Annotated in this window: 27 protein-coding genes; 25 read left to right on the forward strand and 2 right to left on the reverse strand. The window is 47.9% G+C overall.

Annotated features, from left to right (window positions below; translation table 11 throughout):
- Positions 1–28: 28 nt before the first annotated feature.
- From KNQ15_RS08120 to KNQ15_RS08170, 11 genes are all read left to right on the forward strand, one after another.
- The gene (locus KNQ15_RS08120; protein WP_195865607.1) at positions 29–1,378 is read left to right on the forward strand and encodes an ArsB/NhaD family transporter; all 1,350 of its coding nucleotides are present in this window, start codon (positions 29–31) and stop codon (positions 1,376–1,378) included.
- Positions 1,379–1,514: 136 nt separating this feature from the next.
- The gene (locus KNQ15_RS08125; RefSeq protein WP_029340987.1) at positions 1,515–2,099 is read left to right on the forward strand and encodes a YqeG family HAD IIIA-type phosphatase; all 585 of its coding nucleotides are present in this window, start codon (positions 1,515–1,517) and stop codon (positions 2,097–2,099) included.
- Between the two features lie 143 nt (positions 2,100–2,242).
- Positions 2,243–3,352, forward strand: coding sequence for a ribosome biogenesis GTPase YqeH (yqeH, locus tag KNQ15_RS08130; RefSeq protein WP_023467421.1), 1,110 nt, complete (start codon positions 2,243–2,245; stop codon positions 3,350–3,352).
- Positions 3,352–4,140, forward strand: coding sequence for a shikimate dehydrogenase (aroE, locus tag KNQ15_RS08135; protein ID WP_214728750.1), 789 nt, complete (start codon positions 3,352–3,354; stop codon positions 4,138–4,140). The genes yqeH and aroE overlap by 1 nt, the downstream gene beginning before the upstream one ends.
- 2 nt (positions 4,141–4,142) lie before the next feature.
- On the forward strand, positions 4,143–4,436 hold the full coding sequence (yhbY, locus tag KNQ15_RS08140; RefSeq protein WP_023467424.1) for a ribosome assembly RNA-binding protein YhbY: 294 nt from the start codon (positions 4,143–4,145) through the stop codon (positions 4,434–4,436).
- Positions 4,433–5,002 carry a nicotinate-nucleotide adenylyltransferase gene (gene nadD, locus KNQ15_RS08145; RefSeq protein ID WP_029340989.1) on the forward strand — a complete coding sequence of 190 codons (570 nt, stop codon included), beginning with the start codon at positions 4,433–4,435 and terminating at the stop codon, positions 5,000–5,002. Before yhbY ends, nadD begins: the two co-directional genes overlap by 4 nt.
- Complete coding sequence (gene yqeK, locus KNQ15_RS08150; protein ID WP_029340990.1) at positions 4,992–5,567, forward strand: bis(5'-nucleosyl)-tetraphosphatase (symmetrical) YqeK; 576 nt, start codon at positions 4,992–4,994, stop codon at positions 5,565–5,567. The genes nadD and yqeK overlap by 11 nt, the downstream gene beginning before the upstream one ends.
- The gene (rsfS, locus tag KNQ15_RS08155; RefSeq protein ID WP_029340991.1) at positions 5,564–5,911 is read left to right on the forward strand and encodes a ribosome silencing factor; all 348 of its coding nucleotides are present in this window, start codon (positions 5,564–5,566) and stop codon (positions 5,909–5,911) included. The genes yqeK and rsfS overlap by 4 nt, the downstream gene beginning before the upstream one ends.
- Positions 5,911–6,639: a class I SAM-dependent DNA methyltransferase gene (locus KNQ15_RS08160; RefSeq protein WP_029340992.1), complete on the forward strand. Its 729-nt coding sequence runs from the start codon at positions 5,911–5,913 to the stop codon at positions 6,637–6,639. The genes rsfS and KNQ15_RS08160 overlap by 1 nt, the downstream gene beginning before the upstream one ends.
- A gap of 228 nt (positions 6,640–6,867) precedes the next feature.
- Positions 6,868–7,476, forward strand: coding sequence for a helix-hairpin-helix domain-containing protein (locus KNQ15_RS08165; RefSeq protein WP_214728752.1), 609 nt, complete (start codon positions 6,868–6,870; stop codon positions 7,474–7,476).
- The gene (locus KNQ15_RS08170) at positions 7,476–9,638 is read left to right on the forward strand and encodes a DNA internalization-related competence protein ComEC/Rec2 (RefSeq protein ID WP_214728754.1); all 2,163 of its coding nucleotides are present in this window, start codon (positions 7,476–7,478) and stop codon (positions 9,636–9,638) included. The genes KNQ15_RS08165 and KNQ15_RS08170 overlap by 1 nt, the downstream gene beginning before the upstream one ends.
- A 36-nt stretch (positions 9,639–9,674) precedes the next feature.
- Here the strand turns inward: KNQ15_RS08170 and KNQ15_RS08175 are convergent, their stop codons facing one another.
- A complete protein-coding gene (locus KNQ15_RS08175) occupies positions 9,675–9,836 on the reverse strand; it encodes a YqzM family protein (protein WP_023467431.1) in 162 nt (53 codons plus the stop codon).
- A gap of 100 nt (positions 9,837–9,936) precedes the next feature.
- Here KNQ15_RS08175 and holA point away from each other — a divergent pair, with 100 nt between their 5' ends.
- Positions 9,937–10,938, forward strand: coding sequence for a DNA polymerase III subunit delta (holA, locus tag KNQ15_RS08180; protein ID WP_023467432.1), 1,002 nt, complete (start codon positions 9,937–9,939; stop codon positions 10,936–10,938).
- A 13-nt stretch (positions 10,939–10,951) separates the two neighbouring features.
- Positions 10,952–11,395: a GNAT family N-acetyltransferase gene (locus KNQ15_RS08185; protein WP_251137637.1), complete on the forward strand. Its 444-nt coding sequence runs from the start codon at positions 10,952–10,954 to the stop codon at positions 11,393–11,395.
- Between the two features lie 126 nt (positions 11,396–11,521).
- Here KNQ15_RS08185 and rpsT read toward each other — a convergent pair whose 3' ends face one another.
- Positions 11,522–11,782, reverse strand: a complete 261-nt coding sequence (gene rpsT / locus KNQ15_RS08190; protein WP_023467434.1) for a 30S ribosomal protein S20 — start codon at positions 11,780–11,782, stop codon at positions 11,522–11,524.
- 232 nt (positions 11,783–12,014) lie between these two features.
- Between rpsT and lepA the strand changes: the two genes are divergently transcribed.
- From lepA to rarD (KNQ15_RS08250), 12 genes are all read left to right on the forward strand, one after another.
- Positions 12,015–13,838, forward strand: a complete 1,824-nt coding sequence (gene lepA, locus KNQ15_RS08195; protein WP_023467435.1) for a translation elongation factor 4 — start codon at positions 12,015–12,017, stop codon at positions 13,836–13,838.
- Between the two features lie 58 nt (positions 13,839–13,896).
- The gene (gene hemW / locus KNQ15_RS08200; protein ID WP_214728756.1) at positions 13,897–15,042 is read left to right on the forward strand and encodes a radical SAM family heme chaperone HemW; all 1,146 of its coding nucleotides are present in this window, start codon (positions 13,897–13,899) and stop codon (positions 15,040–15,042) included.
- Between the two features lie 314 nt (positions 15,043–15,356).
- A complete protein-coding gene (gene hrcA, locus KNQ15_RS08205; protein WP_029340999.1) occupies positions 15,357–16,391 on the forward strand; it encodes a heat-inducible transcriptional repressor HrcA in 1,035 nt (344 codons plus the stop codon).
- A 24-nt stretch (positions 16,392–16,415) separates the two neighbouring features.
- Positions 16,416–16,973, forward strand: coding sequence for a nucleotide exchange factor GrpE (gene grpE, locus KNQ15_RS08210; RefSeq protein ID WP_029341000.1), 558 nt, complete (start codon positions 16,416–16,418; stop codon positions 16,971–16,973).
- 48 nt (positions 16,974–17,021) lie between these two features.
- On the forward strand, positions 17,022–18,848 hold the full coding sequence (dnaK, locus tag KNQ15_RS08215; RefSeq protein WP_029341001.1) for a molecular chaperone DnaK: 1,827 nt from the start codon (positions 17,022–17,024) through the stop codon (positions 18,846–18,848).
- A gap of 132 nt (positions 18,849–18,980) precedes the next feature.
- Positions 18,981–20,087 carry a molecular chaperone DnaJ gene (gene dnaJ, locus KNQ15_RS08220; protein ID WP_023467442.1) on the forward strand — a complete coding sequence of 369 codons (1,107 nt, stop codon included), beginning with the start codon at positions 18,981–18,983 and terminating at the stop codon, positions 20,085–20,087.
- Positions 20,088–20,112: 25 nt separating this feature from the next.
- Positions 20,113–21,060: a 50S ribosomal protein L11 methyltransferase gene (gene prmA / locus KNQ15_RS08225; RefSeq protein ID WP_029341002.1), complete on the forward strand. Its 948-nt coding sequence runs from the start codon at positions 20,113–20,115 to the stop codon at positions 21,058–21,060.
- A gap of 4 nt (positions 21,061–21,064) precedes the next feature.
- Positions 21,065–21,811 (forward strand): 16S rRNA (uracil(1498)-N(3))-methyltransferase, encoded by a 747-nt coding sequence (locus KNQ15_RS08230; RefSeq protein WP_029341003.1) that lies wholly within the window; start codon positions 21,065–21,067, stop codon positions 21,809–21,811.
- A 5-nt stretch (positions 21,812–21,816) separates the two neighbouring features.
- Positions 21,817–23,151 (forward strand): tRNA (N(6)-L-threonylcarbamoyladenosine(37)-C(2))-methylthiotransferase MtaB, encoded by a 1,335-nt coding sequence (gene mtaB / locus KNQ15_RS08235; protein ID WP_214728758.1) that lies wholly within the window; start codon positions 21,817–21,819, stop codon positions 23,149–23,151.
- Between the two features lie 525 nt (positions 23,152–23,676).
- Entirely contained in the window at positions 23,677–24,372 is a 696-nt protein-coding gene (gene rluF, locus KNQ15_RS08240) for a 23S rRNA pseudouridine(2604) synthase RluF (RefSeq protein ID WP_029341005.1), read from the forward strand.
- Positions 24,373–24,419: 47 nt separating this feature from the next.
- Complete coding sequence (rarD, locus tag KNQ15_RS08245; RefSeq protein WP_231925698.1) at positions 24,420–25,301, forward strand: EamA family transporter RarD; 882 nt, start codon at positions 24,420–24,422, stop codon at positions 25,299–25,301.
- A 16-nt stretch (positions 25,302–25,317) separates the two neighbouring features.
- Positions 25,318–26,202 (forward strand): EamA family transporter RarD, encoded by an 885-nt coding sequence (gene rarD, locus KNQ15_RS08250; protein WP_029341007.1) that lies wholly within the window; start codon positions 25,318–25,320, stop codon positions 26,200–26,202.
- Positions 26,203–26,352: the final 150 nt, after the last annotated feature.

Raw genomic sequence — 26,352 nt, forward strand, 5'->3', positions numbered from 1 at the left:
GTCTCCTTACGTTTAGGAGGAATGAATCATGCCGGCACTGGCATTAGCAGAAATCGGAAGTACACAGGTCCAAACGTATATCGCACTCATCATTTTTTTAGTGACCTATGGCTTCATCATCAGTGAAAAAGTAAGTCGGGCGATCGTCGCCTTGCTTGGAGCTCTCGCGATGGTCATCATCGGCATCGTGGATCTCGAGACTGCATTATTTGAATACATCGAGTGGGGAACGATCGTCTTATTGATTGGCATGATGATTCTCGTCACGATTGCCAACCAATCTGGCTTGTTCGAATACATCGCAATCCGTGCGGCGAAGACGACGAAAGGTGATCCGATCAAGGTGTTGATTCTACTGTCTGCATTGACGGCACTTGGATCTGCTTTTCTTGATAACGTCACGACGGTTCTATTGATCGTTCCAATTACGTTTTCGATTACGAAGATACTTAAGATTGCGCCGTTTCCGTTCTTGCTCGCAGAAGTATTGTTTGCAAACATCGGTGGGACGGCGACCTTGATCGGCGATCCACCGAACATCATGATTGGTGCTGCGAATCCACACTTAACGTTTAACGCCTTTTTAGTGAATCTCGCACCGATTATTCTCGTCATCACGGTTGTAACGATTGGCATTCTGTACTTCATCTTCCGCAAACAACTGCATGTCGAAGCGGAAGATCGACAGAAACTGATGGAAATCGATGAGAAGAGTTATATTGTCAGTCGCAAATTGGTCACGCGAAGTAGTATCGTCCTCGTCAGTACGATTGCGTTGTTCGTGTTGCATCCGGTGCTTGATCGAATCGGACTCCATCTCGAAGCACCGGCCATCGCGATCCTTGGAGCGACGGTCCTAATGTTGCTGACGATCGAAAACGATCATCAGCTCGAAGGAATTTTTGCCCGCATCGAATGGACGACGATCTTTTTCTTCGCCGGACTGTTCGTGCTCGTCGGCGGGATTCAGGAGGCGGGTATCATTCGCTACCTTGCGGAAAAGACGATTGATTTGACGGGCGGTGACATTCAGACGACAGCGACTGCTGTGCTTTGGTTGTCCGGTATCGCCAGTGCGACGATCGATAACATCCCGTTCGTCGCGACGATGATTCCACTCATCAACGATGTGGCTGCTGGGATCGGATTGTCACCAGCAGATGCGAAAGTGGACGTGTTATGGTGGTCCCTCGCACTCGGTGCCTGTCTCGGTGGTAACGGAACATTGATTGGTGCGTCGGCGAACGTCATCGTCGCGGGTCTTGCAACACGACAAGGTGAAAAATTCACCTATATGCGCTTTTTGATTTACGGAGCACCGATCACGATCGTAACGTTGATTCTATCCCAACTCTATCTGTGGATTCGGTATTATTAAGAAAACGGAAGGTCCGCCTTCCGTTTTCTTTTGTGCGTCGCTCTTACTACCTGATTGTGCTATAATCGAACGATAAGAGCATAACTGTTTCTTAAACTTAACTATAGAGCTAGACCATTATCTGGAGGTTTTATTCTTGTTCAAACGACTTTATCCGAAACATTTCGTGGCTTCGATCTACGATATCGACCTTGAAATGCTCAAACGAAACGGTGTCAAAGCTATTTTGACCGATCTTGATAATACACTCGTCGCATGGAATATCGCAGATGCTCCAGACGAATTGGTTGCTTGGCTGGATATGGTGAATAATCAATATGGTTTCGACGTCATCATCGTATCGAACAACAATGGAGATCGCGTCAAGAAGTTCGCGGATCCGCTCGGATTGCACTACATTGCGCCTGCTCGAAAACCGCTTCCTATCGGGTTTAAACGGGCATTGACGGAATTCGGTTATCACGCGAAGGAAGTTGTCTTTTTAGGAGATCAACTCTTTACGGATGTACTCGGTGCAAACTCCGTTGGAATCGAAGTCATCCATGTTCAACCCGTCGTTAAGACGGACGGTGTCGTCACGAAATTCAATCGCCTGATGGAACGTGTCATTTTCCGCCGGATGAAACGCAAAGGAATCTATAAATTGACACAACGCGTCAAAGAAGATCCTTCTGTGCTGGAACATCCGATCGAAACACTTCGTCAGGATAAGCAACAATAACCCTGTCAGATCGGTAGATGAAAGGGAAGGCAGCAGTCGCAACATGTACGGCGAGAGGTCGGAAGTTACGCTCTTGGAGTAGCGAGCAGGGCGCTACGGTGAAAAGAGAAGGGATATCGTTCCCGCATGCGGCTCAACATAATATGATCGAAGAAATCCACTGCGCTGGTTGTGGTGTCGCCATTCAAACGGAAGACACAAAAGCACCAGGATACGCACCTAAATCTGCACTTGATCGTGAAATGGTCATTTGCCAACGTTGCTTTAAATTAAAGCACTACAATCAAATTCAAGATGTATCGTTATCGGACGATGATTTCGTTAAAATCTTAGACGGAATCGGTCAAAAAGATGCACTTGTCGTTAAAATCGTTGATATCTTCGATTTTAATGGAAGCTGGTTACCGGGATTACATCGGTTCGTCGGTAAAAACGACGTCTTACTCGTTGGGAACAAAGCCGATTTATTACCGAAGTCACTAAACCCGAATCGTCTCATGAACTGGATGCGTCAAGCATCGAAAGAACTCGGATTACGTCCAGTCGACGTTCATCTGATCAGCGCGAAAAAAGGGCACGGAGTTGATGAACTTGCTGAAAAAATCGATTATTATCGAAAAGGCCGCGACGTCTATGTCGTTGGTTGTACGAACGTCGGGAAATCGACGCTGATCAACCAAGTCATCAAACGCTTCGGTGAAGAAGATGAGGCCGTCATCACGGTCAGTCACTTCCCAGGTACGACACTTGATTTGATCGATATTCCACTCGATGATAACTGTAACCTGTATGATACACCAGGGATCATCAATCACCACCAAATGGCTCACTATGTGGATGCAAAAGACTTGAAGCTGATTACACCGAAAAAAGAGATCAAGCCACAAGTCTTCCAAATCCATCCGCAACAGACGCTTTTCTTTGGAGGTCTTGCGCGATTGGACTATATGGAAGGGAACAAGCGTTCATTCGTCATCTACATGTCGAACGAATTGAAAGTTCACCGGACGAAGCTTGAAAAGGCAGACGATCTATATGCGAACCACAACGGTGAGCTGTTGTCTCCGCCAAACGAAAAGACGCGTGAGATGCTACCGCCGCTTGTCCGTCATGAATTCAGCCTCCGCGACAACATGAAGACGGATATCGTCTTCAGTGGACTCGGGTGGGTTGCGGTTCACGGAAAAGGTGGACGTGTCGCTGCTTACGCCCCGAAAGGTGTCGCTGTATCCTTACGTGAGGCGCTCGTCTGATGCGCTTTGCCGTCATCGGTCATCCGATTGCCCATTCACTTTCACCTGAGCTGCATACAGCTTGGCTGGAAGCGGCTGGGCTTTTCGGCTGTTATGACCTCATCGATGTAACGGAGCAGCAATTGCCGCAAATCATTACGAAATTACGCACACATCAGCTAGACGGAATCAATGTGACGATTCCGCATAAAACAGCAATCATTCCGTATCTGGATCGGCTAGAGCCGGCAGCTCAAAAAGCAGGCGCCGTGAACACGGTGTACCGGCAGGATGGGCAGTTGATTGGTGCGAATACAGATGGAATCGGATTCGTCCGCGCGTTGACAGAACGTCGTCCTTCATTTCAAAAAACGCTCGTTCTTGGTACGGGCGGTGCGGCGCGAGGTATTATTGCTGCGTTACCCGGAGATGTGACAATCACGAATCGTACAGAAGAACGCTCTAAGGCAGTTGCCGATGAATTTGGAGCAAACGTTCTACCATGGCAAGAAACCTTTGATTTAACGAGTTACGACGTCATCATCAATACGACTTCTGTCGGGATGGCGCCATATGTCGAGGCGCGTCCAATCGAATTGACCGAGACGCACGCCTTGATTTGTGATATTATTTATCGACCGACGCCGACCCGTCTATTGCGTGAAGCGACTGAAAAAGGTCTCGACACACTTGACGGCGTCCCGATGTTCGTCTTACAAGCGGCTGAAGCATTTGAACGCTTCACCGGACAAGCACCTGACCTCGCACTTGGCGAGCAGGTGATACGAAAGCAATTGGAGGAATTTTAATCATGTTAACAGGTAAACAAAAACGTTTTTTACGCGCGACAGCTCACGATTTAAACCCGATTTTCCAAGTCGGTAAAAATGGAGTCGGCGAAGCGATGTGTGCTGATTTGATGGATGCGCTCGAAAAACGGGAACTCTTAAAAGTACAAGTATTACAAAACTGTGCGGACGCACCGAAGGATGTTGCACAAGAACTCGTCGCAGGAACGAATGCTGAACTCGTTCAAGTCATCGGAAAAGTCATCGTTCTTTATAAAGAATCAAAAGAGAACAAGACGCTCGAATTACCACGATGAAAATCGGACTGATGGGCGGAACGTTCGATCCTCCGCATATCGGTCATCTCCTGATTGCCGAACAAGCGCAGGAACAACTCGAACTCGATGCGGTCTGGTTTTTACCGGCGAATGTGCCACCGCATAAACAACGTACTGTCACAGACGCAACCAAACGTCTACGTCTTGTTGAAGAAGCGATTGCATTGAATCCTTCCTTCTCCGTCTCAGCGATCGAGTTTGAGCGCGAAGAACCTTCCTATACGTATGATACGATTCGTGCACTCAAGCACCGGTACCCAGAGCATGAGTTTCTGTTTCTCATTGGAGCGGATTCACTCGTTAGTCTCGATACGTGGTATCAAGCCGAACAGTTATACGAGGAAGTCGTCTTTGGTGCCGTCGCTCGACCGGGCAGTCGGTATCTGATTCCGCGTGGCGCCCGTGTGAAAGCAGTCGATATGCCATTGCTAGAAATTTCTTCGACGGATATCCGGCAACGGGTCGCGCGCGGACGGAGCATTCGCTACCTTGTACCGGAAGCCGTTCGACAACGGATTGAGGAGTGGGATCTATATGCGCCTTGAAGAAGCACGTCAAATCATTGAGAACACGTTGCCTGAACGACGCTATGTGCATACATTAGGTGTCGTCGAGACAGCGCGACACTTGGCTCTCAAGTATGGAGTCAACGAAGAAGAGGCAGCGCTCGCTGCCATGCTCCATGATTATGCGAAATACCGCGATACGAATGAGATGCGTTCGATTGCCGTTGAGTTGAATCAACGTGTTTTACTCGATTATGATGACGAACTGCTTCATGCGCCAGTGGGTGCGGAGCTTGTCCGTCGAGAACTTGGTCTTGATTCAGACGTGATTTATCAGGCCATCGCAAATCACACGACGGGGGCACCCGGTATGCCGTTGCTTGATCAAATCATCTTCGTCGCGGATGCGATTGAACCGAATCGCAGTTATCCAGGTGTCGAAGCGCTTCGTGAAGTAGCGGAGCAGGATTTGACGGACGCCGTCATCGCAACACTCAGTCAAACGATTCATTTTTTATGTAAGAAACAAGCCATCATCTTTCCGCGAACGATTGAGACTTATAATGCCTTCGTCGCGGCCAAACGAAAGGGGACCGTCCTATGACAGTCGAACAAGAATTACAATTAATCGTAAATGCCATCGACGATAAACGCGCTGAAGATATCGTCGTCCTGAATATGTCTAGCATCTCACCAGTTGCCGATTATTTCGTCATCTGTGAAGGGAATTCAGAAAAACAAGTACAGGCGATTGCACGTGAACTCAAAGAAATCGCGCACGAACATAACCTGCCGATCAAACGTCTCGAAGGATTCGATGCGGCACGTTGGGTGTTAGCGGATCTTGAAAATGTCGTCGTTCATGTCTTCCACCGTGACGATCGTGATTACTATAACCTCGAAAAACTCTGGGCAGATGCTCCAAAGGTTGAAGTCGAGGTCAACTAATGGCATACGAACAGTTCGCCTACATCTATGATGAATTGATGCAAGACGTCCCGTACGATCAATGGGTCGACTGGGTCAAAGCATATGTTCCGACTGGAAGTACGATTGCTGATATCGGATGTGGAACGGGTACGGCGACGCTTGCATTAGCGGCACACTATGAAATGCTCGGGATCGATTTATCGGAAGAGATGCTAGAAGTCGCGCAAGAGAAGGCGATGGAAGAGGGATTACGCATTCAATTCTGGGCGCAAGACATGCGCGAAATCGAATTGCCGACACCTGTCGATGCTGTGACAATACTATGCGACTCCTTGAACTATCTCCGGACGGAAGAGGATGTCAAACAGACGTTTACACATGTAGCAGCAATCCTCAAAGAGGGTGGACGTCTCTTATTCGATACACATTCTCCTTACAAGATGGAAACGTTGTTCAATGGAAAGACATACGCGACACATGCCGAGCAAAGTTCGTATATCTGGTTCGCGGATCCTGGTGAAACACCGCTTTCTGTCGTCCATGAACTGACTTTCTTCATCGAGGAAGAGGACGGTCGCTATGAACGTGTCGATGAGACGCATCATCAGCGGACGTATCCTCCGGCACAATACGTGACGTGGTTACGCGAAGCCGGATTCCGTGTCCTTGCCGTCACAGGCGATTTTGGACCGGAAGCTCCTTCCGAGACAGCTGAGCGGATTTTCTTCGTTGCTGAAAAAATGTAAAAGTGATCCCATCCGTCTTCTTTAAGCGATACACGTTCGTGTTGCTTGAAGGAGACGGATTTTTTGTTCGTCAAACAGATGCTAATTCAAAGTAACGGTATGGATGTTATGACATTCATCCGACATAACACATAGTATCGTGTTGTAAAAGAGTGGTTAGTGCGTATTCCTTCGTTTCCTGAAGTCCGTAGCGACCTGTTAGAGTCGTGGGAAAAGGAGGGATTCGTCTTGACCGTTCCACGTTTGCAACAGATCGCAGGTCTCGTCGTCGTCCTGCTACTCATCGTTTTATTGTTCGTACCATTACCCTCTTGTTCGAATGAAGCGATGGTCGATCAACCGTCCTTAACGGATAAACAACAAGAGGCAAAAGCAGAGCCAGCAGAAAAGGAGACCTCGATTCGTGACAAACTCATCATGGTCGATGTGAAAGGGGCGGTAGAAGCACCTGGACCCTATCAATTCCACCTCGGTGATCGAGTGAAGGATGCAATCGAAAAAGCAAAGACGACTGCGAAAGCGGACATTCGACAAATGAATCTTGCGGCACGTCTCATTGATGGACAGGAAGTCATCGTGCCGGTAAAAAAGACGAAAGATCAGCCGAAATCAACGAAACGCTCAAAAGCAGAGATACCAAAAGGATTGATTGATCTCAATGCGGCAACAGCGGAACAGTTGATGGAGGTTCCGGGAATCGGTCCTGCCAAAGCAGAAGCGATCTTGACCTATCGGGAGGAGAAGGGAGGATTTGCGACGTATGAATCACTCGGAGATGTGAAGGGTTTTGGGGAAAAGACGTTAGAGTCGCTTAAATCCTACCTGATCGTCTACTGATGCCGCTATATGCCCTGTTTGTGCTCTTACTCGTTGTTGCCATTAAAGAATCAATCTGGTGGTTAGTAACGTTGATGTTGTTTGCTGTCATGAAATCATGGTCTTTTTCAATCGGTCGTCTCTTCTGTTTGCTCATTCTGAGTTGCCTTTTCATCGGAATGGGTCATCTGTCACCTGAACCGCATGACGTCTCGTCTGTTGACATTTTATCAGGTAAGCGTAATGGGGATCGAATTCGCTATGAGGCAGAGAGCAACGATCAATCGGTTCTGTTGACGGCGACGATTGCAGAAGAAGAGACAGGATACGAACGAATCGGGTACTCCTGTCGTCTCAATACGGAGCCGCTCGACGTCCGGCAACAATCGAATGCGGGAGGTTTTGACGAACAGCAATTCATGCATACACATCGTTACGCTGGAAAGTGGGAAGTCCGTTCATTTGATTCCTGTCATCCGACACCTGGGTATGCGGCAGAAGGAAGACGGGTACGTGAAGCATGGTTGAAACGGATTGAAGAATTGCTACCAGAAAAGCAAGCCTTCTACGTCGAAGCGCTCGTGTTTGGTGAGGATCGACTAATGGATCAAGTGACGCTCGAACGGTTTAAGAAATTCGGCTTATTACATGCAATCGTCATCTCAGGATCACATATCGCTTTTTTAGTATTTAGTCTGCTGTATGTCTTACGAAAAATCAGAATGACCAAAGAAAAACGACTTGATATCGTTCTTATCTTACTGCCGATTTACGGATGGTTGACGGAGTGGAGTCCACCAGTCACACGAGCTGTTCTTGTCGCGATCATTCTGTTGCTCGGTCGTCGTTTCCATAAACCGTTAGATCCGGTGGAGGTCATTGCGGGGGTCGCCGCTTTTCAATTGGCGATTCAACCAACTGTCATTTACGATATCGGATTCCAATTGACGGTCGGACTGACGCTGTTTCTTGTGCTGTCGAGACGACTCATGGGTTCGGTTCGTCGTCCTTGGAACTGGCTGCTCATCAGTGCTTGGGCACAGTTTGGAACCCTCCTCTTTTTGCAAGGTATTGAACAGACGACTGTTTCCATTTGGTCGCCATTGTTGAACCTATTGATTGGTAGCTGGATTGAATGGGTGATTCTTCCGGGATCATTCATTCTTGCGACCCTTCCGTTCTTACCGATTCGTTCAACGTTTCAGATCGCGCATCAGTATGCGATTCAATGGATGGATCGAGCGTTACGACTGGCGGAGGATCTACCGTTGGCGATGGTTGCCGTTCCAGCATTTTCTCCTATCGTCTTGACGATCGTCGTTGTCGGAACGGGGATTGCTTGGTTCATTGCTGAGCGGAGATGGTGGGGGCATGCTCTCCCATTGATCCTTTTACTTGCGGCATGGGGCTACACGGAGTGGCGCGCACCCGAACAAATCACTTTTTTAGATGTCGGGCAAGGCGATAGTATCGTGCTTGAGAAAGCAGGAGAGACATTCGTCGTGGATACGGGTGGCGTTTATCAACAAACGACGCATCCACTGCTTCGTCCGTTTGATCCAGGTAGTCATATCGTCGCGCCCTTTTTATTCACACGAGGAGAAGCAGAAATCGACGGTCTCATCGTGACACATGCTGATCACGATCACGTCGGTGGACTTCTAGGTGTACTGCGTCAAGTTCGCGTGAAAACCATTTATTTAGGTGCGTATGACAACACGGATGAGAAGCGAAACGATTTGATTCGTTCCATCGAAGCAACTGGGACGCGTGTTGAGTTCGTTCAAAAGGGACAAACGATTCGTCCTTGGTTGCAGGTTCTTGCACCGACTGGACGAGAGGAAGAAGAGAACGATCGGTCTATCATATTACTTGCACAGATCGCCAAGCAACGTGTTTTGTTGACGGGCGACGCTGGTTTAGCAATCGAGGACGAGTTAACGATTGATCCGATCGATATTCTAAAAGCAGGTCATCATGGGTCGTACACGTCGACCGGTGAAGAACTCTTGCGGAAGACGAATCCGAAAATTGTCATCTTGTCAGTCGGACGGAAAAATCGATACGGGCATCCGCATCCGGACGTCCTCGAACGAATCGGAACAGATCGAATCGTCTTTCGAACGGATGAGGACGGGAGTGTAACTTGTTCTTCAGCGGGCTGTGAACCTATGATAAAATAAAAAAACAGCAACCCCCCAAGGTTGCTGTTTTACTGATTATAGACTTAAGAACTTAATTGCGACACCGATGATGAACAAGACTGCGAAGAAGCCGAATGATGCACCAAAACCAACGGCAGAGTCGAGCGCATCGTTGCGTTTTGATTGAATATCGTTCTCGAACGCGTTTTCACTTGGTGGGCGTACTGAATGTGCCATGCTGCATTCCCCCTTAATAGATTCCGCTTCTAGTATAGCGGAATAAAAGAGGATTATCTATGATGAAGTTAAGAACAAACTGTGAAATGTGGTGGGAATGATGAAAACTCCTTGGCTCGTCAACGGAAAATTAGCGAATTTATACTTATTATATGGAACAGAACGACACCTGTTAGAAGAATGGGAACGGGAAATCGTGAAAGCGGCTCTTCCGGACGGAGAACGCTTTGATTATATGAAAATCGATTTGAACGACCAACCGCTTGATGCAGTACTCGATGAGGCGGAGACAGTACCCTTTTTAAGTGACTATCGCGTCGTCGTTGCAAAACCTGCAACGTTTCTGACAGGGGCAAAAGATAAAAAACAACATAACCTCGAACGGTTAGCGGATTATATCCTACAACCGGCGGACTACGCAGTCGTTGTCTTGATTGTCGAAGCAGAAAAGCTCGATGAACGAAAAACCGTCGTCAAACGATTGAAGGAGCGCGCGACGGTGTTAGAAGCGAAGAAACCGACGACTGAAGAGTTGTTCCGCTTCGTCCTGGATGCCGTCAATGATAAAGGCTACCGGATGGAACGCCCGGCAATCGAGCGGCTTATTTTCTTGACTGCTGAAATGTGGGGGACATTAGCGCACGAACTTGAGAAGTTGATGTTGTTTGCAGGAGATCGACCAACGATCGAAATCGAGGATGTCGATTTGCTTGTTCCGCGGACATTAGAGGACAACGTCTTTCAATTAACGGACTACTTGATGAAGCGTCAACTGGAACCAGCGATTCGCTTGATTCGCGACCTTGAAAAACAAGGACAGGAAGTGTTGGCCCTTCTTGGACTGATGGCACGCCAATACCGGATGATGCTGCTGTCGAAACGATTAGCAGAACAAGGATACGGAGAACGACAAATCGCATCAAAAGTCGGAGCTCATCCATATGCGATCAAATTGGCATTACAGTCTGCCAAACGGTTTACGTTTGCACAGCTCGAACAAGCACTCATCGCCATCACGACGACAGATGAAGGCATGAAGACGGGGCGCGGCGATAAGAAGATTCTATTCGATGCGTTGATCGTTCGCTTAGCGACGCTATAAGAGGAGGAAAATGATGATGGAAGTCCAAATCATTAGAGCAGAAGAAGTCATCCCATTACGGCATGACGTATTGCGCCCGCATCAACCACGCGAAGCGTGTATCTACCCAGACGATGCCTTGCCATCGACGTTTCATCTCGGCGGGATAAAAGGACAACAAATCGTCGCAATCGGTAGCTTCTCGGAACAATCGCATGCACAAGCGCCAGGAGCGACATATCAGCTTCGCGGCATGGCATCGAGTGAAGATGTGCGTGGTGAAGGCTATGGTCGGGCGCTGATTGAAGAAGCCCGTCGTCTCTTGAAAGAACGACACGTGACAGCTTGGTGGTGTAACGCCCGCGTCACGGCACTTCCTTTTTACGAGCGTCTCGGACTTGAACGTGTCGGAGAACCCTTCCTCATTGAAGGGATCGGTCTTCACTATGTCATGATCGACCGTCTAGACGACAAATGAAACAACAAATGGCGGACGAAGGAATCGTTTCACACGAGTCCTTCGTCCGCCATTTTAGATCATATAAAAAATCGCCACTGGAGATACCTCCTAGTGGCGACCCATCACCGTATTCTTCGGAAAGAATTAAAGTGCGTTTACGAGTTTAGCGAGACGTGATTTGTCACGACCAGCTTTGTTGCTGTGGATGAGACCTTTAGCAGCAGCTTTGTCGATTTTTTTAGAAGCTGTAGCGAAAGCAAGGACCGCTTGGTCTTTGTTACCTTCAGCTGCGAAAGTTTCGACTGCTTTAATCGCTGAACGCATTGCCGATTTACGTTGTACGTTAGCGACGCGGCGTTTTTCAGCTGTTTTAACGCGTTTGATTGCTGATTTAATGTTAGCCATGGATGATTCACCTCCAATAAAACTCATTCGAGATTTATATTCGCATATCTGCAGTTATCGTTCAACAGAACAAACACAATTGTAGCAAACGTTTTTCTTAAAAGCAATACGACGTCTAGGGAATCTTCACATTTTGTTTTTCGGGTAAAACAAAACGAGATAGTACAGTGAAGCGCTTTTTGGTATAATGAACCGTATGTACGTTTGAAAATAAGGTAAGGTGACTCTAAACATGACGAATGAAGACCGTTTAAAGCGGCAGAAGAGTATTCGTAATTTCTCGATCATTGCCCATATCGATCACGGGAAGTCGACACTCGCTGACCGGATTTTAGAAAAAACTGGCGCGCTGACATCGCGCGAAATGAAAGACCAGACACTTGATGCCATGGATCTCGAACGTGAGCGTGGAATCACGATTAAACTGAATGCTGTTCAATTGAAGTATACAGCAAAAGATGGAGAAGACTATATTCTTCATCTCATTGATACACCGGGACACGTCGACTTCACATATGAAGTCTCGCGTTCACTTGCAGCTTGTGAAGGAGCTGTCCTCGTCGTCGATGCGGCGCAAGGAATCGAAGCGCAGACGCTTGCGAACGTTTACTTAGCACTCGACAACGATCTCGAAATCCTTCCGATCATCAACAAAATCGATTTACCTTCTGCGGACGTCGAACGCGTCCGTCAAGAAATCGAAGATGTCATCGGACTTGATGCATCTGAAGCCGTTCCGACTTCTGCGAAGGCAGGGATCGGTATTGAAGAAATTCTCGAACAAATCGTCGAGAAAGTACCAGCGCCGACGGGTGATCCATCTGCACCACTCGAAGCATTGATCTTTGACTCCTATTATGACGCTTACCGTGGTGTCGTAGCATCGATTCGAATCGTCAACGGAACAGTTAAAGTCGGCGATAAGATTCGGATGATGTCGACAGGTAAGGACTTTGAGGTTCTGGAACTTGCCGTTGCGACACCAAAACCATTACGTCAGCAAGAATTGACGGTCGGTGATGTTGGGACGTTGTCTGCTTCGATCAAAACGGTCGGCGACGTACGTGTCGGGGATACGATTACGCTTGCGAAACAGCCAGCTACTGAAGCACTGCCAGGATACCGTAAGATGAATCCAATGGTATACTGTGGACTCTATCCAATCGATGCTGCGAAATACAACGATTTACGAGAAGCGCTTGAAAAACTACAACTCAGTGACGCGGCGCTTGAGTTCGAACCAGAGACATCACAAGCACTCGGATTCGGATTCCGTTGTGGATTCCTCGGGATGCTCCACATGGAAATCATCCAGGAGCGGATCGAACGTGAATTCAACATCGATATGATCACGACGGCACCATCGGTTATCTATCACGTGACGACGACAGCGGGTGAAGTCTTGCACGTCGATAACCCATCGAAGATGCCGGATCAGCAAAAAGTCGAATTCATCGAAGAGCCGTTCGTTAAGGCTGCTGTCATGACACCAAATGACTACGTCGGTGCGATCATGGAGTTGTGCCAGAAGAAGCGTGGGACATTCGTTGACATGCAATATATCGATACGACACGTGTCAAAATCACGTATGAGTTACCGTTATCTGAGATCGTCTACGACTTCTTCGATCAGTTGAAATCGAGTACGAAAGGGTATGCGTCACTTGATTATGAATTGATCGGCTACCAACAGTCGCGTCTCGTCAAGATGGACATCCTGCTCAACAACGAGAACGTCGATGCGCTCAGCTTCATCGTTCACCGTGACTTTGCGTACGAACGCGGAAAAGTCATCGTTGATAAGTTGAAAGAATTGATTCCACGGATGCAGTTCGAAGTGCCGATCCAGGCCGCTGTCGGAACGAAGATCGTTGCTCGTTCGACGATCAAGGCATTACGGAAGAACGTTCTCGCGAAATGTTACGGGGGAGATATCTCTCGGAAACGGAAGCTGCTCGAGAAGCAAAAAGAAGGTAAGAAACGCATGAAGATGGTAGGCTCAGTAGAGGTACCGCAAGAAGCCTTCATGTCCGTTCTATCCATGGACGAAGATTAAACAGGTGGGGGGCGCTTGCGTCCCCTTTTTGGTTTTTATAGAGAAAGGATGAGGCGAAATGGGAATACGCGCCGCATATGTCCACATCCCTTTTTGTGAACATATTTGTTATTACTGTGATTTCAATAAAGTCTTTTTAAAGAATCAGCCCGTCGATGAATACCTCGACGCACTCGAACGCGAAATCGAACTGACGCTGAAACAATATCCGACGGATCATCTCGAGACGATTTTCATTGGTGGCGGCACACCGACTGCTTTGAACGAACCACAGATGCAACGGCTGATGGAAATCATCCAGAAGCATTTGTTGCCACTGACAGGTGACGATTTAGAGTACACGGTCGAGTCGAACCCGGACGGTGTATCGGAAGAAAAACTCGATATCATGAAGGCGGGTGGTGTCAACCGCGTCAGCTTTGGTGTCCAGTCGTTTGACGACGGATTGCTCGAACGGATCGGTCGGACGCACCGCGAAGCGAAGGTCGCGCAGACGCTCGATGCAGCCGCGAAACGGTTTGACAATATCTCGGTCGACTTGATGTTCGGATTACCGAACCAAACGCTCGATCAGGTCCGCTACGACGTCACGCGGGCACTTCAATTGCCGATCACGCATATCTCATCCTATTCATTGATTTTGGAACCGCACACGGTCTTTGCGATTCAGGAGCGAAAAGGAAAATTACCACTTCCGACGCAAGATCTCGAGGCGGAGATGTATCAAGTGATGATCGACACGATTGAAGCAGGCGGATATGCGCAGTATGAGATCTCGAACTTCGCGGAAGCTGGAAAAGAGAGCCGGCATAATCGTGTCTATTGGGAAAACGATGAGTACTACGGATTCGGTGCAGGCTCACACAGCTACATCAATCAGACACGTCGTGCGAATATCGCACCGATTCCGCACTATATCAAGGCGGAAGGGTTACCGGTTCGCAAAGAGACACCACTGACGAACGTCGAGCGGATGGAAGAAGAGATGTTCCTTGGACTTCGAATGAAGGATGGCGTATCACTCGAACGATTCCGGACGAAATATGGAGTAGCGTTTGAAGATGTGTTTGGTGACGTCATGAAACGGTTGTTACCAAACGGTCTCGTCGAACAAACGGAGACACATATCCGTTTGACGCCAGCCGGGGTTCCGCTAGCGAACGAAGTCTTCGCAGAGTTCATCGGTGAAGCGCAGGTTCAATGAGTTTTAAATAAATGAAAAGAAGCGGTGTTTCCTTAAAAGAGGAATACCGCTTCTTTTCATTTATTTGATTTCCTTAAAAAATAGGCAGTCGTTCCGATGACCGCGATGAACAGCCAGACAAAGACTCCTGCCATTGCCAATAATTCAATCATCCGATTCATCCTTTCCGTTCTTTGTTTCACTGTATCGCAGAATGGGAAACTGTTCAAAGGGTCACGCAATTCGGTTGACATCGGACGGACAATTCCTTATAGTAAAAGATGTAATTAGCACTCGTTAAAAGTGAGTGCTAACAAAATAAGGTGGTGAAGAAGGTGCTGACGGATCGTCAATTGTTGATTTTACGTGCAATCGTCGATGATTACATCAAGACTGCTCAACCCGTCGGCTCACGGACGCTCTCCAAGCGAGACGACGTGACGTTCAGTTCCGCGACCATTCGTAACGAGATGGCGGACCTCGAAGAGATGGGTCTGATTGAAAAGCCACACACTTCCGCAGGACGGATTCCTTCCGAACTCGGATATCGTTTTTATGTCGACCATCTGATTCGTCCGGAAAGCATCACACCAAAAGAAGCACAGGCATTGAAATCACTCTTTGCCCATTCCGTGAATGAGAATGATCGGTTGATTCGGCACACAGCAGACCTGTTGAGCGATTTAACCCATTACACGACGCTTGTACTTGGACCAAAAGAAGACGGACAACGCCTGCATCATTTAGAATTGATTCCACTTGCCGAGGGCCGTGTCGTCATCGTTCTCGTCACGGAGACGGGGCATGTCGAACACAAGACATTGCAATTGAATCAAGCGTTGTCCCAAGAAGCAGCGAGCCGCCTGATGGAACGTCTGAATCAGACGTTACGCGGTACGCCGCTCTCAGCCTTACGCAGTCGCCTGCTTGAGGAAATCCGTCGCTTCCGTTCAGAGCATTCTGAACAGACGGTATTGCTCTCGAAGGCACTTGATCTCGTCTTGACGGATCAAGAGGAGCGCCCGTTCATCTATCTGGGCGGGAAAGCCAACATGTTCGATCAGCCCGAATTTCAGGACGTTGCCAAACTACGACCTGTTCTCGAGTTGATCGAACAGCAAGAAGCCGTTCTCGATTTCCTCCGACCGAATCTCGATAATCAAATCTTGATCACGATCGGGAGTGAGAACAATGTGGATGCATTAAAAGATTGTAGCGTCATCCGGGCCCATTATTCGGTCGACGGTGTCTCGATCGGGACACTCGCCTTGATCGGACCGAAACGGATGGATTACAACCGGGGAATCAACTCGATCATCCATCTACTTCAAGCATTCCAAACCGAATTGCATAAGAACAATTTGGATTGAATATAGAAAGGGGCTCGATTCAGAGTGGAAGAAAAAGAACAGAATCAAAACCTCCAACAAGAAGAAAACGTGACAGAGCCGACTGAAACCGTCGAAGTCACAGAAGAAGAAGTCATCCAAGCGGATCTCGTCGAAGACGAGAAACCAGACTTCGAAGCACAACTCGCAGAAGCAAAAGCTTCAGAGTTACGCCTCCGTGCGGACTTTGAGAACTTCAAACGTCGCAACCGTGTCGAAGCGGAGAACCGCGCGAAGTATTCTTCACAAGCGATCGTCGAAAAGCTATTGCCGCTCGTCGATAACTTGGACCGTGCGCTCCAAATCGAGACAGAAAACGATGAGACGAAATCCGTCTTGACGGGTGTCGAGATGGTAAAACGTCAACTCGTTGAAACGCTTCAAAATGAAGGCGTCGTCGAGATTCCAGCTGTCGGTGAAGCGTTCGATCCGAACTTACACCAAGCAGTCGTTCAAGAAGCGAGCGAAGAACACGAATCAGGTATCGTCATCGCTGAATTCCAAAAAGGGTACAAATTGCACGATCGTGTGATTCGTCCGAGTATGGTCAAAGTAGCTGAGTAATCAGCTTGCACTTTATTATTCCAATCATTGAAAGCGAGGAAATAGATCATGGCAAAAATCATTGGTATTGACTTAGGTACAACGAACTCATGTGTCGCAGTAATGGAAGGTGGCGAACCGGTCGTCATCGCTAACGCAGAAGGAAACCGTACGACACCATCTGTCGTCGCATTCAAAAACGGTGAGCGCCAAGTAGGGGAAGTCGCAAAACGTCAAGCGATCACGAACCCGAACACGATCATGTCGATCAAGCGTCATATGGGTACGGACTATAAAGTAGAAGTCGAAGGCAAAGACTACACACCACAAGAAGTCTCTGCAATCATTCTTCAAAAATTAAAAGCACAAGCAGAAGACTACCTCGGTGAAAAAGTCACAGAAGCTGTCATCACAGTACCAGCTTACTTCAACGATGCAGAACGCCAAGCGACAAAAGACGCTGGTACGATTGCTGGTCTTGACGTAAAACGGATCATCAACGAGCCTACAGCGGCAGCACTCGCATACGGTCTCGAAAAAGGCGAAGACCACACGATCCTCATCTATGACCTTGGTGGCGGTACGTTCGACGTGTCGATCCTTGAACTCGGTGACGGTGTCTTTGAAGTTGTTTCAACTGCTGGTGATAGCCGTCTCGGTGGAGATGATTTCGACCAAAAAATCATCGATCATCTCGTAGCAGAATTCAAAAAAGAAAACGGCATCGATCTTGCTCAAGATAAGATGGCGCTTCAACGTTTAAAAGATGCAGCTGAAAAAGCGAAAAAAGACCTTTCAGGTGTTTCTTCAACACAAATCAGCCTTCCGTTCATCACAGCTGGCGCATCAGGTCCACTTCACTTGGAAATGACGCTTTCACGCGCGAAATTCGACGATCTCACAGCAGATCTCGTTGAACGTACGATGGAACCAACACGCCGTGCTATGAACGATGCAGGTCTGACACCAGACAAAATCGACAAAATCATCCTCGTTGGTGGTTCGACTCGTATTCCTGCAGTTCAAAAAGCAATCCAAGACTTCACTGGTAAAGAATCGTTCAAAGGGGTTAACCCGGATGAAGTCGTTGCCCTCGGTGCAGCGGTTCAAGGTGGCGTATTGACAGGAGACGTCAAAGACGTCGTTCTTCTCGACGTAACTCCACTCTCACTCGGTATCGAGACAATGGGTGGCGTGATGACGAAATTGATCGATCGTAACACAACGATCCCGACTTCAAAATCACAAGTCTTCTCAACTGCAGCAGACAGCCAACCAGCTGTTGACATCCACGTCCTCCAAGGGGAACGTCCGATGGCAGCAGATAACAAAACACTTGGTCGCTTCCAATTGACGGACATTCCACCAGCACCACGTGGCGTGCCACAAATCGAAGTTAAATTCGACATCGATGCGAACGGTATCGTTAACGTTTCTGCGAAAGATCTCGGAACGAACAAAGAACAGTCGATCACGATCCAATCATCAAGCGGTTTGACTGAAGCGGACATCGAGCAAATGGTCAAAGATGCAGAAGCAAACGCGGATGCTGACAACAAGCGTAAAGAAGAAGTCGAATTACGCAACGAAGCAGACCAACTCGTCTTCGCGACAGATAAAGCAATCAAAGACCTCGGTGAGCAAGTCGCTGACGCTGATAAAGAAAAAGCAGAAGCTGCAAAAGAAAAAGTAACAAAAGCTCTCGAAGGAACAGACATCGAAGCAATCCGTTCTGCAAAAGACGAATTGTCGACAGTTGTTCAAGAGTTGACACAAAAAGTCTACGAGAACATGGCACAGCAACAAGCTGGCGCTGAAGGCGCACAAGCTGGTAGCCAAGACGATAACGTCATGGACGCTGAGTTCGAAGAAGTCGACGAGAAAGACAACAAGTAATTCATCCGACCGATTTTTCGGGCGCTAGAGAGAGCCAAAGCGTATCCGCGCTTTGGCTCTTTCCATGTCGCACGAAGTTCGGTAAAATCAAACAGTATGAAATGAATCGGAATAGAGAGAGGAAGACTGCACGTGGAAAAACGCGATTATTATGAAGTACTAGGCGTCGCGCGCGATGCCTCATCAGCGGAAATCAAACGCGCGTACCGTAAGCTTGCCCGGACGTACCACCCAGACGTCAATAAGGAAGCCGATGCGGATGCAAAATTTAAGGAACTATCGGAAGCGTATGAAGTGTTATCCGATGACAATAAACGAGCACGTTACGATCAATTCGGTCACCAAGATCCATCACAAGGTGGCGGTGGATTCAGTGGAGCAGAAGGATTCGGCGATATCTTTGACATGTTCTTCGGTGGCGGACGTCGTCAAGATCCAAACGCACCACGTAAAGGACAGGATTTACAATACGTCGAGGAAATCGACTTCATGGAATCGGTCACAGGCGTCGAGAAGACGATCACGATTCCAGTCGAAGAAGATTGCGGTACTTGTCATGGTTCAGGTGCTAAACCAGGAACACATCCGGAAACATGTAAACGATGCGGTGGTTCGGGGCATATCAACGTCGAACAAAACACGATGTTCGGTCGTGTCGTCAACCAAACGACATGTTCGACATGTCATGGCCGTGGACAAATCGTCAAGGAGCCATGTGAAACATGTCGTGGAGCCGGTCGCGTTCGTAAAAACAAAGATGTCCGTGTCAAAATTCCAGCAGGGATCGACAATGGGCAACAAATCCGCTTAGCAGGAAAAGGGGAAGCCGGTGTCAACGGTGGACCAGCGGGTGACTTGTATGTCGTCGTTCGTGTCGCAGCACATGAATTGTTCGAACGTGTCGACGATCATATCGTCATGGATATGCCACTGACATTCGCGCAAGCAACACTTGGCGATGAGATCGAAGTGCCAACTGTTCACGGTAAGGTCAGTCTGAAGATTCCAGCCGGAACACAGACAGGATCACGATTCCGTCTCCGCGGAAAAGGGATGCCGAACGTTCGGTCCGGTCACCATGGCGACCAGTACGTCAATGTCGTCGTCATTACACCGAAGAATCTGACGGAACGTCAAAAAGAACTCTTACGGGAATTCAATGAAATTAGCGATGAAAAAGGTGTCGAAGAGCAACACGAAGGTGTCTTCAGCCGGATCAAGACATTCTTTACAGGGTGATCACTACAGAGGAGCGTGACAAGAAATGAAATGGTCAGAGATCTGTGTCCATACGACACAAGAAGCCATCGAAGCAGTTTCAAACATCTTACATGAAGCGGGAGCAAGCGGAGTCGTCATCGAGGACGTCGAAGATTTCGAGATGATGTCCCACCGCGAAGATAACTTCGGTGAAATTTGGGATGAGACGAAACGAGACGAGTATCCGACACAAGGTGTACTCGTGAAGGCGTATCTTGCAGAAAGCAGCGATTTGACGGACACGATCAAAGGCATCGAACATGATATCCAGCAGTTGACGAACTTCGGTTTGTCGATTGGCACGGGTGCTGTCACGCTGACTCAAGTAGATGAAGAAGATTGGGCTCATTCATGGAAACAATTCTATAAGCCGGTCAAAATTAGTCGCCATCTGACCGTCGTCCCAATGTGGGAAGATTATACACCACAACCGGATGAAAAAATCATCGAGCTCGATCCAGGTATGGCATTCGGAACGGGAACACACCCGACGACGGTCCTCTGTATTCAAGCGATTGAGAACTACTTGCAAGAGCAAGACCGTGTCGTCGATGTCGGAACGGGATCCGGTGTCCTAGCGATTGCAGCTGCGAAGCTTGGGGCAAAGGATGTCTTTGCACTCGATTTAGACGAAGTCGCTGTCAAATCAGCGACGGAAAACGTCGCTTTGAACGAAGTCAGTGAGCAGATCACGGTCCGTCAAGGCGACTTGATGAAGGAATTGAGTGAGCCGGTCGAGTTGATCGTCGCGAACATCTTAGCGGAAGTCATCCTTCTCTTCGTCAAGGATGCTTATACATTGACGTTACCAGGCGGTCATTTCATCGCTTCCGGTATCATCAGTCAGAAGAAGGATATGGTCGTACAAGCGATGCAAGAAGCAGGTTTCACAATCGTCGAGACGACGAAGCTTGAGGACTGGGTCGCGATCATCGCGAAACGGGAGGCGTAAACGCATGCAACGGTATTTCGTCGAGCCCTCGATGCGTCAGGGAGATGTGTTTCATCTCCCGAAAGACGACGCACACCATATGAAAAACGTCATGCGGATGGAAGTCGGCGGAGAGATTCTTGTACTCGACGGGACAGGTCTTTACCGGTGCCGCCTGGAAGCACTCGATAAACAAGTGGCTTCTGCCCGGATCGAAGAGACGCTACCGATCGAGACGGAGTTACCGATTCGTGTGACGATCGCCCATGGATTGCCAAAAGGCGATAAAATCGAACTCGTTGCCCAAAAAGCAACGGAACTCGGGATCCATCATCTACGGATTTTCGAAGCCGACCGTTCCGTCTCGAAATGGGATCAAAAGAAGGTTCCGAAAAAGATTGAACGACTCGAAAAAATCGTCAAGGAAGCAGCGGAACAATCGTACCGTGCCCACTTGCCGACAGTCGACTTCGTGGCGTATGATGAAGTCTTACAGGATGCATCGAACTACACGGCTTGTCTGGTTGCCTATGAAGAATCAGCGAAACAAGGGGAGGCCTCCGTCCTCGCTACGACGCTTGCTGGGCTGCAAGAGGGCGATTCCCTTCTTGTCGTCATCGGACCTGAAGGTGGGTTCGCTGAAGCAGAAATCGCACGTTTGACGGAGGCTGGTTTTAAAAAAGCCGCTCTAGGGCGCCGCATCTTACGGACGGAAACGGCGCCATTTTATGTCCTTTCCGCCGTCTCGTATCATTTTGAATTGAAAGGGTGAACGAAATGGCAACTGTTGCCTTTCAAACGCTTGGCTGTAAAGTCAACCATTACGAAACAGAAGCTGTCTGGCAACTGTTTAAGGACGCTGGCTACGCACGCGTTGATTTTGCTGATCATGCGGACGTGTATGTCGTCAATACATGTACGGTCACGAATACCGGAGATAAGAAAAGTCGCCAAGTCATCCGACGGGCGATTCGCCAAAATCCGGATAGTGTCATCTGCGTAACGGGCTGTTATGCCCAAACGTCTCCTGCTGAGATCATGGCGATTCCTGGCGTCGATGTCGTCGTCGGAACGCAAGATCGGCATAAAATGATTGGATACATCGAACAATTCCGAGAAGAGCGCATGCCAATCAATGCGGTCGGAAACATCATGAAAGCAAAAGTCTATGAAGAATTAGATGTACCGGCCTTTACGGACCGGACACGGGCTTCGCTGAAAATTCAGGAAGGTTGTAACAACTTCTGTACGTTCTGTATCATCCCATGGGCGCGTGGTCTCATGCGGTCTCGTCAACCAGAAGATGTCTTGAAGCAAGCACAACAGCTCGTTGATGCGGGTTACAAAGAAATCGTCTTGACGGGAATCCATACAGGTGGATACGGAGAAGACTTGAAAGACTACAACTTAGCAAAATTACTTAAAGCACTCGAATCTGTCAATGGACTTGAACGCTTACGCATTTCGTCGATTGAAGCGAGTCAAATCACGGACGAGGTACTTGATGTCCTGAAGGATTCGCCGATCGTCGTTCGTCACTTGCACGTTCCGATCCAGTCGGCATCGGATACGGTCCTTCGCCGGATGCGCCGGAAGTATACGATGGCAGAATTCGGAGAACGGATCACGCGTCTGAAGGAAGTCCTTCCTGACTGTGCGATCACATCGGATGTCATCGTTGGTTTCCCAGGTGAGACGGAAGAAGAGTTCATGGAAACGTTCAACTTCATCAATGACCATAAGTTCAGTGAGTTGCATGTCTTCCCGTACTCGAAACGGACGGGAACACCAGCTGCGATGATGGAGGATCAAGTCGAGGAATCGATCAAAGAAGAACGCGTCGCGCGTTTGATCGCTTTATCGGATCAACTCGCGAAGGAATATGCTTCGAAATACGAAGGAGAACTGCTTGAGATCATTCCGGAAGAATTCTCGGAGGAAGCAGGCGGTCGTCTCGTCGGTTACACGGATAACTATCTGCGTGTCGCAATCGAAGGCGATGAGTCAATGATCGGACAACTCGTTCGTGTCAAAATCACGAAAGCGGGCTATCCGATGAATGACGGTCAATTCGTCCGCATCATGCAGACATTAAAAGATGCTGCGGTCTAATGATTCGTAAAAGCGATCTTGATATACGCATATAAGAAAACAGCCTCGAAATAGGGGCTGTTTTCTTACGTTACTATATAAGGTGCTTTAGATTTTTAAAACAACTTGTAATCGATTCATTTTAGAAAATGATTTTATGTTATGGTTTTTATAAGTAGATGATTACCAGAAATAAAGCCTTGTAACAGTGGCATATTACTTCACATACAAAGAAATTTTCCAAAATGAAAACAAACGGATTATCAGTTCTATCAGTCACCTTAACAGTATTGATGTTCATCGTTTTATTTAATCAAGATGCAGTTGCGCATAGTTCAATCATTTTGGTCGTGCTAATAATAAGTATTACTTGTTTGACGTTTTTAAACATAGATAAGAAAAAACAATGAATCAATCATTGCATTGAAGACTAAGGACGACATGCATTGCTTTTCTTACTTAGAGAAGCATCGCATGTTATTTTGTTTTCATTTCAGGAATGCGCTACACTGAATACAGTTCAATTAAGGAAAGAGGATATCATTCATGCGAATCAACAAATTCATTAGTGAAACGGGCTTTTGCTCAAGGCGTGCTGCCGATAAATTAGTCGACGCAGGTCGTGTGACAATCAACGGTCTGACGGCAGAACTCGGCTCGCAAGCTGAAGAGACGGACGTCGTCGAAATCGACGGTCAACCACTCCAAACGAAACCAAAACCTGTCTACATCGTCTTAAATAAACCAGTCGGCATCACATGTACGACGGAGCTTGATATCGAAGGAAACATCATCGATTTCGTCAACCATCCGAAGCGGATTTTCCCGATTGGTCGTCTCGATAAGGATTCAGACGGTTTGATTCTGTTGACGAATGACGGTGATGTTGTCAACCGGATCTTACGAGCGGAAAACAATCACGACAAGGAATATATCGTGACCGTCGACGCACCGATTACGGATACGTTCATTCAAGGCATGGCGAGTGGAGTCGACATTCTCGGTACGACGACGAAAGAATGTATCGTTGAGCCGCTCGAGACACGGACGTTCCGGATCATTTTGACACAAGGGTTAAATCGTCAGATTCGCCGTATGTGTAAAGAGTTCGGCTATCGGGTCAAACGCCTGCAACGCGTCCGAATTATGAACATCGAGCTCGGTGATTTACCGATCGGTTCTTGGCGTGATTTGACGGAAGCGGAATTACGCGAATTGTTTACGACGCTTGACGGGCAATAAGGTTCAATGAAAGTCGCCATTGGCGGCTTTCTTCATACATAAGGGGGATGACCGTGGATAAACGGGGTATGAGTGCGACATTCGTCGCCTACGTAATTGGTGGACTATTACCGATCTACAAAGTATTTGCAACTGGTATTCCAGCATGGACGGTCGTTTCAATTCGGATATTGAGTGCGTTCATCTTCGTGACGTTATTACTGCGACTGACGAAGAAATTCCGATTCGTTCGTCAACTGTGGCAAAACAAACGCCAGCGCTATACCGTGCTTGCAGCAGGGCTTGTACTAGGTGGAAATTGGTCGCTCTATCTGTACGCCATCGGGGAAGGCTATATCGTTGAGTCGTCACTCGGGTATTACATCAATCCGCTCGTCAGCGTCTTGTTCGGTTTGATCTTTTTTAAGGAACGTCTGACGCGTCCGCAAATCATCGCCATCTTATCAGCGATCATCGGTGTGATGATTCTAACGCTCGGTTATGGTCAATTTCCGATCATCGCCTTCTCACTTGCCGTCTCGTTTGCTTTTTACGGTGTACTGAAGAAAAAGGCGGCAGCGGAACCATTATCCGGATTATTTCTAGAGACACTGGTCACGCTCCCGTTCGCTCTCTTGACGCTTGGTGTGACAGATAGTCAACCGCTTGCGATGCCAATGAGTGCGCTGGTTGCGATCATCATGCTCGGGATCGCAACAGCAGTCCAATTGATGTTATTCGGATACGGGATGCCGAAAATCCCGTTCGTCTACGTCGGGATTCTCCAATACATTGCTCCGACGTTGACGCTACTACTTGGAATTTATCTATTTAATGACGTCTTTACGACGATTCACTTCATCGCCTTCCTGTTCATTTGGATTGCCGTTGCTTTATTTACGATCAGCGGTTTATCGGCAGGAAAGATGCGAATGAAGAAAGTGTCATAACGAAAGAAGGGAATACATGAATCTACCTGGATTCTTCGCGACACTTGTCGCGTATATCATTTGGGGACTCTTACCGCTCTACTGGAAGATGCTCGCCAATGTACCGAGTGAAGAGATACTGGCACACCGGATTATCTGGTCGTTCTTATTTCTGCTCATCTTATTGTCGTTTCAAAAAGCTCTTGGGAAATGGAAGACGGCGTTACGCGATCCGTTCACACGTCGACTCTTTTTCTTGAACGGACTGATCATCAGTCTAAATTGGTTCATCTATATTTGGGCCGTCAATCATCAATTCATCGTTGAGGCATCGCTTGGCTATTACATCAATCCACTCGTCAGTATCGTCTTCGGTGTCTTTTTCTTTCAAGAAAAGCTCTCACGGATTGAATGGATCTCGATTGTCCTTGCGACAATCGGCGTTTTGATTTTGACGATTGGTTACGGTGAGTTTCCATGGATCTCGATCGCTCTTGCCTTAAGCTTCGGCTTTTACGGCGTCGTCAAAAAGCGGCGACCGCTGGAATCAACGGTCAGTTTGACGCTAGAAACGATGGCGCCGCTTCCGCTGGCTTTGATCTTCCTCGGGTATTGGCAAGTACAAGGGTCGTCTTCGATGACCGAATCCGTCGGTACGATGACCGGACTCATCTTGACCGGGATCGTCACCGCCGTTCCACTTTTGTTATTTGGATTCGGGGCACAACGAATTCCGTTCACGTGGGTCGGATTCCTTCAATTCGTCGCACCGACCTTGTCACTTGGACTCGGTGTATTGCTCTATCACGAGCCGTTTACTAAAACGCACATGGTGGCGTTTACATGTATTTGGACAGCAGCGATCGTCTTTACGCTCAATGGTGTCTGGATTCGGAAAAAACAGCTCCGAAAAGTCGCGTAAAAAGATAGAAGTCTGACCTCTTGCGTGATAGAATAAAAACAGAGTCTAAGGGATACCCTTAAGGAGCATTCCTGTTAGGAAGATTTCTGAGGCCTTGAATTAAAAAAAGCCCTCTTTTATGATGATTGAGTGGTCACCCGATAAAATGAC

The organism is Exiguobacterium sp. s168, from assembly GCF_018619035.1.
GTDB lineage: Bacteria > Bacillota > Bacilli > Exiguobacteriales > Exiguobacteriaceae > Exiguobacterium_A > Exiguobacterium_A acetylicum.